This window comes from Subtercola sp. RTI3 (assembly GCF_035018625.1).
Lineage (GTDB): Bacteria > Actinomycetota > Actinomycetes > Actinomycetales > Microbacteriaceae > Subtercola > Subtercola vilae.
On the sequence record NZ_JASJXO010000045.1, the window covers coordinates 24,314 to 32,464 of the forward strand.

General features: G+C 68.0%; 7 protein-coding genes. All 7 read left to right on the forward strand.

Going from position 1 to position 8,151, the window contains the following annotated elements; translation table 11 throughout:
• The first annotated feature begins 44 nt into the window (after window positions 1–44).
• Window positions 45–539: a glutathione peroxidase gene (locus QN358_RS14570; RefSeq protein WP_136643071.1), complete on the forward strand. Its 495-nt coding sequence runs from the start codon at window positions 45–47 to the stop codon at window positions 537–539.
• Window positions 540–696: 157 nt separating this feature from the next.
• Complete coding sequence (locus QN358_RS14575; protein ID WP_136643070.1) at window positions 697–1,275, forward strand: hypothetical protein; 579 nt, start codon at window positions 697–699, stop codon at window positions 1,273–1,275.
• Entirely contained in the window at window positions 1,269–2,018 is a 750-nt protein-coding gene (locus tag QN358_RS14580) for a lytic transglycosylase domain-containing protein (protein WP_323512799.1), read from the forward strand. Before QN358_RS14575 ends, QN358_RS14580 begins: the two co-directional genes overlap by 7 nt.
• A 4-nt stretch (window positions 2,019–2,022) precedes the next feature.
• Window positions 2,023–3,978, forward strand: coding sequence for a protein kinase domain-containing protein (locus QN358_RS14585; protein ID WP_323512800.1), 1,956 nt, complete (start codon window positions 2,023–2,025; stop codon window positions 3,976–3,978).
• Between the two features lie 188 nt (window positions 3,979–4,166).
• On the forward strand, window positions 4,167–5,318 hold the full coding sequence (gene pstC, locus QN358_RS14590) for a phosphate ABC transporter permease subunit PstC (protein ID WP_323512801.1): 1,152 nt from the start codon (window positions 4,167–4,169) through the stop codon (window positions 5,316–5,318).
• A gap of 2 nt (window positions 5,319–5,320) precedes the next feature.
• Complete coding sequence (gene pstA / locus QN358_RS14595; RefSeq protein WP_323512802.1) at window positions 5,321–6,646, forward strand: phosphate ABC transporter permease PstA; 1,326 nt, start codon at window positions 5,321–5,323, stop codon at window positions 6,644–6,646.
• On the forward strand, window positions 6,643–8,151 hold a 1,509-nt coding region (pstS, locus tag QN358_RS14600), incomplete at its 3' end, for a phosphate ABC transporter substrate-binding protein PstS (RefSeq protein WP_323512803.1). The genes pstA and pstS, both read left to right, overlap by 4 nt.

Here is an 8,151-nt window from a genome sequence, read left to right on the forward strand (position 1 = left end):
GCCGCGACGGGCTGAGCACCCCGGCGCACGCATAAAATCGGGGTATGCCCTCCCCTCTGTACGACATCCCCATTCAGACCGCCGCCGGCGAGAGCACCACTCTCGCCGGCCTCAGCGACAAGGTCGTGCTCGTGGTGAACGTGGCATCGCGGTGCGGCCTCACACCGCAGTACGCCGACCTGCAGCAGCTGCAGACCGAGTACGCCGATCGTGGGTTCACCGTAGTGGGGTTTCCCAGCAACCAGTTCAACGGTCAAGAGCCGGGTACCGATGAGGAGATTCAGGCATTCTGCTCGGCGACGTTCGGTGTCGACTTCCCGGTGTTCGCCAAGATCGAGGTGAACGGCGAGGGTCGCCATCCGCTCTACGAGCTGCTCACCACCGTCGAAGACGAGAGCGGCGATGCCGGCGACGTTGCGTGGAACTTTGAGAAATTTCTCATAGCCCCCGGCGGCGAGGTCGTCTCGCGCCTGCGCCCGAAGACCAAGCCCACCGACCCTGCCTTCGTCGCGAAGATCGAGCAGTACCTGCCCGCCTGAGTCTCTGCCCCTGCTTCGGCCACGCATTTGGCCACGGGTCGTACACGCCTTCTTCACGTGTTGGATGCCCGTGGTCAACCCGTGGGCGGCACAGTACAGGCTGAGCCTCGTCGCCCGATTGGGCGTGGCGTCGGCGACAGTACGAGGCGAGGTGACTGTGACAGCGAACCCGAGCATCTTCTTCTCGCAGTTCGCCTCGCGAAACGACCCGGTGTTACTGGGCTGGTCGACCTTTCGGGAGCACGTTCGCCAAGGCGCGCGCGCAAGCGCAGCGAGAGCGGGGCGCACGCTCCAGCCCTCTGGTGAGCCCCGCTTGGCCCCGGTCGCCCGGTCGCCCCGTGCGACGGCCCTGACACCGGATGCCCGTTCAGGCATCTGGCGACTGCTCGCGTCGAACAACCGCGAGGTGGCGCGCAGCCTGTTTCTCTACGAGTCGCTGAGCTCTGCCCGCGCGCACGTTCTGCAGCTGCGGCAGCAGACAGACGAGATGACCGTCATGCCCATCACCGGCCCCGGCGCAGGCCAGCACGGCTGGTACGTGACAATCGACAATGTTTCGGTGATGTCGTGTGGCCGCTGGTATGGGGCCGCGGCGCTCAGCCGGGAGTCGGCAGCGTACTCAGTGCACGCGCTGGCGTCAGCATTCGTCTCGGAGGGCTCGCGAGCCACTCGATCGAACGCGCCGGTGCGGAGCGCCCAGCACGCGCTCATGCGCGACGGGGTCGCCGCGTGGTGAGGGCGCTGCTGGTGTCGGCGCTGGTGCTGTTCGGTCTGTTCATCGGCGTGGGTGTACTCACACCAAAGGCGCGCGGTCTGGCGGCCACGGGTGGTTCGCAGGGGGCCGGGGTGGCTGAGGCTTCCGCGGTCGGAGCGAACACCGCAGCTGCAACGCAAAGTGCGGGCGGCGCGGGCGGCGATGCAGCGTTGGTCGACCCGACCTGGGCGACCGCGAGTGCGGCCCGCACGGGCATCCCGTACCGTGCGCTCGTGGGCTACGCGGGCGCGGCGCTGGCGCTCGCGAGGGAGCTGCCCCAGTGCCACGTCGGGTGGAACACCCTGGCGGCACTCGGCTCGATCGAGTCGGCGCACGGAACCCACGCGGGATCGACGATCACTGCCGACGGTGCCGCGAGCCCTGCGATCTACGGCCCCGCGCTCGACGGCTCAAAGTATGCCGCGGTCAGTGACACCGACGGGGGAGCCCTCGACGGCACCGCGAACGGTGACCGTGCCGTGGGGCCGCTGCAGTTCATCCCGTCGACCTGGATGCGGTGGGGAGCCGACGGCAACGGCGACGGCGTGAGCGACCCGCAGCAGATCGACGACGCCTCGCTTGCGGCAGGGCGCTACCTCTGCAGTTGCGGCGACCTGTCGGGTGCGGCGGGCTGGCGGGCATCCGTGTTCGCCTACAATCATGTCGAATCGTACGTCGACGCTGTGGCCGAGACCGCCAATCGGTATGCCGCTGCGGTCGGCTGAGCCGATGGATGCTCGACCCCCCGGCCTCGTCTCGGCCCGTTTCGCGCTCGGCGACCTGCTCGGCAGCGGAGGTTCTGCGTCGGTGTTCGAGGCGGTCGATGTGCTGACCGATGAGCGGGTGGCGCTGAAGATCCTGCACCCGCATCTGTCGCACTCGCCCGCGAGCCGTGAGGCGTTCTTCGTCGAGGCGCGGGCGGCCGAACCGCTGCGACACCCGAATATCGCCGGTGTACTGGGTGTGGGCGTGCACGACCCCGACGGCGAACCGCTGGCGTGGATCGCGCTCGAACGCGCGCCCGGCACGACTCTGGCTGAGTACATCGAGTCGAACGGAGTGCTCGGTGTCGGTGAGGCGCTGGCGCTGGCCGATGGCATGCTGCGGGCGCTGTCGGCTGCGCACGCGATCGGCCTGGTTCACCGTGATGTGTCGCCCGCGAACGTGATGGTGTCGGGTGCGGGTGGTGTCGCTGCTGGTGCTGGTGGGGGTACAGCTGGCGAGGGCGCTGATGTTGGCGTTGGCGTTGGTGCTGGTGCTGACTACGGCGATGCGGCTGGCGTTGGCTACGGCGTTGCCGGTGCGGCTGCGCGTGCGCGTGCGCGCGGGGCCGACGGCCGCGTTGCTCTGATGGCCGAGGGCGTGCGGCTGGTCGACTTCGGGCTGGCCGATGCCGCCGGCCGGCCCGCGCTCGGTGCCGACGTGCTACGCAGTGCCGTGAGCGACCGCTCGCTCGGAGTGCTCGGCAGCGTGAACTACATGTCGCCAGAGCAGGCGACCGGCTCACCCGTCGACGCACCGGGCGACCTCTATCAGGTGGGCGCGGTGCTGTTCTTCGCGCTCACCGGCCAGCCGCCCTTCGTGCGTGATCATGCTCAGGCCGTGATGCGTGCCCACCTGACGGCGCCGCCACCCGTCGCCTCTGTGCTTCGACCGGGGCTGCCGAGAGCAGTCGACCGGATGCTCGCCAAAGCCCTGCTCAAAGACCCTGCTGCCCGCTTCGCCTCGGCCGAGGCCATGCGTGCTGAAGTACTGCGCATAGCGGCCGTGCTGCCCGGTGCGCCCGGCACCATGCTGACGGCTGTGGCTACCGCTGTGGCTACACCTGTGGCTAACTCCGTCGATGGCGTCACTGGCGCCAAGGATGGCTTCAACGACGTGGCGCTCGCCGGCGCATCGGCAGCGATGCCGGCGGGTAGCTCCACCGGGTTGGCGAGCCTTCGGGGCACTGTCGGCCCGCGTCGGCGAAGCGGCGGCGCGGTGTGGCTCACCCTCATTCTCATGGCGACAGCGGTAGGCGTGGTGTGGATGCTCGCAGCCAACGGGTCACCTCGAGGCACCGCGGCAGCCCTGCCGCCGGCAGCGAGTGCGACGGGCTCGCCCGCCGGCAGTGCCGATGCGCCGGGTGCGACCACCGTCACCCCGCCCGCCACCCCACAACCGAGCGCTCTGCCGCTACCCACCGCCGCGGCGAGCCCGGTTGTGGCGGCGGCGGCAATGGTGCCCGTTCCGGAAGTCGCCGGCATCACGCTGGCAGAAGCGCAGCGGCAGATCGAGGCCGCGGGCCTCAGGCTCGGTACGGTGACGCCGGTGAATTCTGCGTTGCCAAACGACACGGTTCTCGAAGCTTCGCCGGTGACGGGTGGGCAGGCAGCACACGGCTCGGCAGTCGACCTGACGGTGGCGTCGGGGTCGAACAGCGTGCCCCGGGTGGTGGGGCTGACTCAGGGTGACGCGGTGCCGGTAGTCCAGCGCGCCGGGTTCGCGGTGGTCGTGGCAGCGAGGGCCAGTGGCAGTGTGCCGGTCGGAACGGTGCTTGCCGTCGAACCGGGGGAGGGTTCTGAGCTGAGGCTCGCCACGTCGGTCACCCTGGTCGTGGCAACGGCGCCCACCGCACCAGCGCCTACCCCGGCGACGACCGTGCCGACCACGCCGCCCACCGCCTCCGGCGCGCCGCGCCCCTGACCGCCCGCACCACTCCGGCCCCATCCCTGCCGCGCGTGTGCCCACAACTGGGGGAGCCCCTCGTGCTCTCAACATGCTGCGTCTGCCGCTGCTTCACGAACCGGGCACCCTGTGTTCACCCGGGGCCATGACCATCAGACCTGTCGTATGCGGGCCGAGTGGCGCGCGGGCAGAGAGGGAGGTGCGCCATGGTCGAGAAGAAGTTCGACTCGCTCACCGACCTTCACAACATTCTGACGCGTGAAACCACGGAGAAGATGGTGGTTGCCCGTGTGATTGCTGAAGAAATCGGAACAATCGCACCCGCACCGATGCACACGGGTACCGGCAGAACCCGTCAAGACAACCCTGAACCCCTTGTGCACCCGGGCGCAGCCCGACGCTCACTCGCGGCGCGCGCCTCCCGCTCAGACTCAGTGTTCAAGGGCGTCTCGTTCACGGCCGGCGCCACCACCGTGGGCATCATGCTCGCCGTCGGGTTGTTTCTGACCCTGCGAGCGAGCGACGCCCTGCAGGTGGCCGGCATCAACTTTCTCCTGGAGCAGCAGTGGTCGCCTGAGACTCACCAGTTCGGCATCGCCGCAGTGATCTTCGGCACTTTCAGCATCGCCATCATCGCGATGTGCGTCGGAGTTCCCCTCGCCGTGGGTACAGCACTGCTGCTGTCAGAGGTGGTGCGCGGCCCGCTGCGCTCGTTCCTGGTGTCGCTGGTCGACCTCATGGCTGCCGTACCGAGTGTGGTGTACGGGCTGTGGGGTCTGTTCTTCCTCCAGGCCGCCGTCATTCCGGTGTCGGCCTGGATCTCGACCTATTTCAGCTTCATTCCCGCGTTCGCCGTCGAAGACGGCACAGGCGCGAGGCTCACCGAGGCCAGTGCATTCACCTCCTCAGCGTTCATCGCCGGCATTGTCGTAGGGCTCATGGTCGTACCCACCCAGACCTCGGTGATGCGCGAGGCATTCTCTCAGGCACCGATCGGCGAACGCGAGGCAGCTTTTGCACTCGGCTCCACCCGTTGGGGCATGATTCGCACCGTTGTGCTGCCGTTCGGTCGCGGCGGGATGATCGGGGGCATCATGCTCGGCCTCGGGCGCGCCCTCGGCGAGACCATCGCCGTGTACCTCATCATTTCGCCGATCTTCACGATCAACTGGGAGGTGCTGAAGACCGGAACGAACTCGGTTTCGGCGCTCATCGCCCTGCGGTACGGCGAAGCGAGCCAGTTCGGTCTGTCGGCGCTGATGGCCGCCGGTCTGGTGCTCTTTCTCATCACCCTGGTGATCAACTTCACCGCGTCGTCGATCGTCGCCCGGTCGCGCTCTGGCGCAGAGACGAGCTGACCGTGACGACAGCGACCGTGACGACAGCGACCGTGACGACAGCGACAGCGACCGCGGTGACGGTGACGGGAGAACGGGCTGCCCCGGCGGCCCCGGAGGCACGCCCCACGAGCATCCCGAACCGAACGGGAATCGAGGTGGGGCCGAAGAGGCGCCTGCGTGAGTCGACGCTCGACGAGAAATTCAACGTGCTCGGGGCTCTCGTGGCCGGGCCCACCGTCACGACCCTGCTCTTCGGCTGGTTCACTCCGCTGACCGGGCCCATCGGCTGGGTAGTGGTGTCGTTTGTGCTGTTCATCGCGTTCTACAGCCTGCTGGTGTCGCTGAGATCAGACCGTGAAGAGGTGAAAGACCGCATCACGACGGTGCTGCTCATCAGCGCGGGCGTCGTACTGTTCGGAGCGCTGGTGTTCGTGGTGATCTACACGGTGGGTCGTGGAACCATCGCGCTGCCGCACCTCAACTTCTTCACTCAGACCATGCAGTTCGCCGGGCCGCTCGACGGGCTCGACGTGGGCGGAATCGCGCACGCGATCGTGGGCACGCTGATTCAGATCAGCATCGCGCTGGCCATCACGATTCCGCTCGGCATCACGACGGCGGTGTTCCTCAATGAGGTGGGCGGTCGGTTCGCGCGGTTCGTACGCACGATCTCAGACGCGATGACAGCACTGCCATCGATTGTTGCGGGATTGTTCGTGTACGCGGCGATCATCCAGCTCATCACCCACCAGCGGTCGGGCTTCGCGGCGGCGCTCGCCATCGCGGTGATGATGCTCCCGATCATCATCAGGGCCTCTGACGTGGTGTTGCGCCTCGTGCCCGGCAATCTGCGCGAGGCCTCGTATGCACTCGGGTCGACGCGGTGGCGCACGGTGTGGGGCGTGGTGCTGCCCACGGCACGGTCGGGCCTCGTCACGGCGGTCATTCTCGGAACGGCTCGCGGAATCGGCGAGACGTCGCCCGTTCTGCTCACCTCGGGTATCACCGCGGTGATGAACCTCAACCCGTTCTCGGGCCCGATGATCTCGCTGCCACTGCAAGTGTTCGACTTCGTGAAGTCGCCGGAGCCGAACATCATCGCCCGCGGATTCGGAACGGCTGCCGTGCTGATTCTGCTCGTGCTGCTGCTGTTCGTTGTTGCCCGCCTCATCGGTGGCAAGGGCCCGGGGCAGCTCTCCGACCGCCAGCGCCGTCGGGTGGCAGGCCAGTCGGCCGACGATGCGCGGCGAATGAACCGCACGCCCGCAGCCTCGCCGGCTGCCCCTCTCGCAGCCCAGCCCACCGGCACACCCGCCCCCGCAAACCCCGAGGAGACGTCTCAGTGACGCCGCGCATCCGTCTCGTCCGCCTGCTCACCGCTGGCTTCGCCCTCGCTCTGATGCTCACGGGCGTCGGCGGCGGCGTTGCAGTGCAGAGCGCCTCGGCTGACACCTACACCCCCATCAGTGGCAGTGGTTCGACGTGGTCACAGAACGCCCTCGACCAGTGGCGCAAGAATGTGGCCTCGAACTACGGCATGACCGTCAACTACTCGGGCAGCGGTTCCTCGGCCGGTCGCGCCGACTTCATCGCGGGCACCGTCGACTTCGCCGTGAGCGAGATTCCATTCCAGGCGAAGCCCGAAGACGGCTCTGCCCCCGAGACGCCGGCGACGCCCTACGCCTACATGCCCATCGTGGCGGGCGGCACCTCGTTCATGTACAACCTGAAGATCGGCGGCAAGCGGGTCACCAACCTGCGGCTGAGCGGCGACGTCATCACGAAGATCTTCACCGGTGTGATCTCCAAGTGGAATGACCCCGCCATTCAGACAGACAACCCGGGCCTGGCGATGCCCGACAAGTCGATCACCCCCGTGGTTCGCTCTGACGGCTCGGGTTCGACCGCCCAGTTCACGCTCTGGATGTCGAAGCAGCACCCTGACCTCTGGAACGCCTTCTGCACATCTGTGAAGCGCAGCGTGCCCTGCGGACTCACCTCGCAGTACCCAGAATTCTCCGGTTCGAAGGCGCAGAGCGGCTCGCTGGGCGTTTCGGGCTACGTGAGCCAGGACTACGGAGAAGGCGCGATCACCTACGTCGAGTACTCCTACGCGCTGAAGTCGGGTTTTCCCGTGGCAAAGGTGCTGAACTCGGCCGGCTACTACGTCGAACCCACTGCTCCGTCGGTCGCCGTTGCGTTGCTCTCGGCACAGATCAACACCACCGTGGGTTCGCCCGACTATCTCACCCAGATTCTCGACGGTGTGTACAACAGCGCCGACGCCCGCACCTATCCGCTCTCGAGTTATTCGTACATGATCGTGCCCACCAAGGTGGGCGGCGTCTTCACGGCAGAGAAGGGCAAGACCCTCGGCGTGTTCACCAACTATCTGCTCTGCGAGGGGCAGCAGCAGGCGGCAGCGCTCGGCTATTCACCGCTGCCCCTGAACCTGGTGCAGGCCGCGTCGGATCAGATCAAGAAGATTCCGGGAGCCTCTACCGCCGGTGTCAACCTCGCCACCTGCAACAACCCCACCTTCGACGGCAAGAACCCGGCGAGTAACAAGCTGGCTGACACCGCCCCCCAGCCTCAGGCCTGCGACCAGCGTGGGCCGAACCAGTGCGTCACCGGAACCGGTGGGGCCACCGCGACCACCGACGTCAGTGGCTCGGGCTCGGGTGGTGCCGCCGCGGCTCTGACCACGACGACCGATACCGCAGCTTCGGCGGTGGCCCCCGCTGCCGCGGGGGGGGGGCCGGCCGCGGCCGCCCCCCCCCCGCCCCCCCCCGGGGGGGGGGGGGGCCGGGGGGGGGGGGGGGGGGGGGGGGGGGGGGGGGGGGGGGGGGGG

Bases quoted from the DNA above. Each gene is read 5' to 3' on its own strand.
- QN358_RS14570 (WP_136643071.1), top strand. From the start codon at position 45: ATGCCCTCCCCTCTGTACGACATCCCCATTCAGACCGCCGCCGGCGAG.
- QN358_RS14585 (WP_323512800.1), top strand. From the start codon at position 2,023: ATGGATGCTCGACCCCCCGGCCTCGTCTCGGCCCGTTTCGCGCTCGGC.
- pstC (WP_323512801.1), top strand. From the start codon at position 4,167: ATGGTCGAGAAGAAGTTCGACTCGCTCACCGACCTTCACAACATTCTG.